Annotated in this window: 2 protein-coding genes and 1 pseudogene; 1 reads left to right on the forward strand and 2 read right to left on the reverse strand. The window is 65.7% G+C overall.

Annotated elements, in window-relative coordinates; genetic code table 11:
- The first annotated feature begins 48 nt into the window (after positions 1–48).
- On the forward strand, positions 49–1,257 hold the full coding sequence (locus G6027_RS17945) for an FAD-dependent oxidoreductase (RefSeq protein ID WP_182638321.1): 1,209 nt from the start codon (positions 49–51) through the stop codon (positions 1,255–1,257).
- 535 nt (positions 1,258–1,792) lie between these two features.
- Here the strand turns inward: G6027_RS17945 and G6027_RS17950 are convergent.
- Both G6027_RS17950 and G6027_RS17955 read right to left on the reverse strand, forming a co-directional pair.
- Positions 1,793–2,050: pseudogene (locus G6027_RS17950) on the reverse strand (TetR family transcriptional regulator); the annotation flags it as partial.
- A gap of 11 nt (positions 2,051–2,061) precedes the next feature.
- On the reverse strand, positions 2,062–2,537 hold a 476-nt coding region (locus tag G6027_RS17955), incomplete at its 5' end, for a zinc-binding dehydrogenase (RefSeq protein ID WP_182638322.1).

Below are 2,537 nucleotides of genomic sequence, written 5' to 3' on the forward strand. Positions count from 1 at the left end.
CCGGGGGATCAGCAAGATGATGGTCCAACTCACCCCCAAGGCTGGAACATAATGCCGCAGCGGGCCCTTGTCGTGGGGGCCAGCCATGCCGGAGCCCAACTCGCGGCGAGCCTACGGCAGGACGGGTGGAGCGGTGAGATCGTCCTCATCGGCGAGGAGCCCACGGTGCCCTACCAGCGCCCGCCACTGTCGAAGGCGTATCTCGCCGGGAAAACCACCCTCGACGAGATCACCATCCGCAGTTCGGACTTCTACTCCAAGCAGCGAATCCAGCTTCTCAACGCGCACGTGGAGGCGATCGACCGCTCGGCTGGGCACATCGTTATGAGCACCGGCGACACACTGACATACGACAAGCTCGCGCTGTGCACGGGAGCCCGCCCTCGTCAGCTCCGCGTTCCTGGGGCCGATCTCGCCGGGGTCCATTACCTTCGGACCGCCGCAGACGTCGAGTTGATCCGCACGTCCGCCGCCCCCGGGCGGCGGGTGGTGATCGTCGGGGGCGGCTACATCGGACTTGAGACGGCCGCCTCGCTACGGGCACTGGACCTGGACGTCACCGTGCTCGAGGCGACCACTCGCGTCCTCGAGCGGGTCACTGCTCCCGACGTCTCGACGTTCTTCGAGCGGATCCACCGAGAGGAGGGCATCGATATCCGAACGGGCGCCAAAGTCGCAGCATTAGTCGGAGACGACTGCGTCCGCGAGGTCCTCCTGTCCACTGGCGAGTCGATCCCGGCTGATCTGGTCATCGTGGGCATCGGTGTTGAACCGAGAACAGAACTCGCCGACGCTGCGGGTCTCGTGGTCGACAACGGCATCGTGATCGACGACCATGCCCGGACCGAGGACCCCGACATCGTGGCCGCCGGAGATTGCACAAGCCATGACATCGCCCGTTACGGCTGCCGTATACGCATGGAGTCCGTGTCGAGTGCGGGGGAGCAGGCCAAGGTCGCCGCCTCGACCGTCTGCGGAAAATCTAGGAAGATCGAGGCGCTTCCCTGGTTCTGGTCAGATCAATACGATCTCAAGCTGCAGATCGCCGGTCTCAACACCGGTTACGACGAAGTCGTCCTCAGCGGTGACCCCACCCGGGACCGCGACTTCAGCTGCTTCTACCTCCGTGGTGGCGAGCTCCTTGCTGCAGACTGCATCAACCGCCCCCGCGATTTCATGTTCAGCAAGCGAGCCATCACCCAGCAGCTTCCCGTCGATAGGGCCGAGCTGATGCTCGGCGGACTTGCCCGCAGTTGATCGATCGTGGGTGTTGGATACGACGAGCAGCGACCGTGTTTCGGAAAGGAACATCAATTGACGACCGTGATTCGCCACCCTCGTCGAGCGGGGTGGGACCCGGAGTGTGAAGCGATTCGGCACCACATGCTGCGCACCTACACCTGCCCAGCGTTGAGACCGTCGTAGAGACACTGAGGTGAGACACCCGGTCAGTGTGGATTGAGGCTGGGGCCTCGTCGCGCCGGCGGCGGATCCGCAGGGCCCGTGGTCCGACCGGGCGAAGCGCCGGTCCTTTACCGCGGACTTCACACGTCGGATCGTTGCTGAATATGATGCGGCCCCCGCCGGCGCGAAGGGCGCCGTCCTGCGCCGGGGGCGTCTCTATGATTCGCACGTCAAGGAATAGCGGGCCGCGATCGCCGCCGGCACCCTGGGCGGGGTGAAGAAGGCTGGCCGCAGCCCGCGCAGTCCCGAGCAGGCCCGCATCGCCGAGCTGGAACGCAAGCTCGGCAAGGCTGAGGCCGAGTCGGCGCGTAAGGACGAGGTCCTCGCCGAGATCCAGTCCCACCCTGCGCACGTCCTCGATCCGCTGTTCGATCATGTGACCGAGCGCGGCGGTGATGAGGTCCTCCCGGGTCGGGAAGTGGTGCTGTGCGGCGCCCCGGGAGACGCCGGCGGCGGCGGCCACCGCACCCACGGTGGTCGCCGCCCAGCCCTGTGTCGCCAGGAGATCGATGGAGGCACCGAGCAGTCGTTCCCGCGTGAGGCGGCTACGGTCCTGCTTGGGGGTCCGTTGCTCGGGCTCCGTCATACATCCTCCTGTTACCAGTCCTGCTCGTCGTAGATGATCACACCGCGGATGTTCTTGCCGTCGCGCATGTCCTGGTACCCCTGGTTGATCTCCTCGAGCCGGTACGTCTTGGTGACGAGCTCGTCCAGTTTGAGGTTCCCGGCGCGGTACTGGTGCAGCAGGTGCGGGATCTGCTTGCGCGGGCCGGTGCCACCGAAGATGGCGCCCTGCAGTGTCTTCTGCTGCATCGCCAGGTCCATGATTGACACCTGGGCGTCGACGGCCATCATGTCCCCCAGGCCCACCACGACACACCGGCGGCCCTTGCCCGTGAGGAGCAGACCGGGGAGCAGGTCTTTGCCCTCGACCACGCCCATCGTGAGGATGACCAGATCGGCCATCCGACCCCAGCTGATCTCTCCGACCAGTGCCATCGCCTCGTCCATGGAGCTGCAGGTGTGGGTGGCCCCGAACTCCTTGGCCTTCTCGCGCTTGAACTCGACCGGGT

Source organism: Dietzia sp. SLG310A2-38A2 (assembly GCF_014145095.1).
GTDB lineage: Bacteria > Actinomycetota > Actinomycetes > Mycobacteriales > Mycobacteriaceae > Dietzia.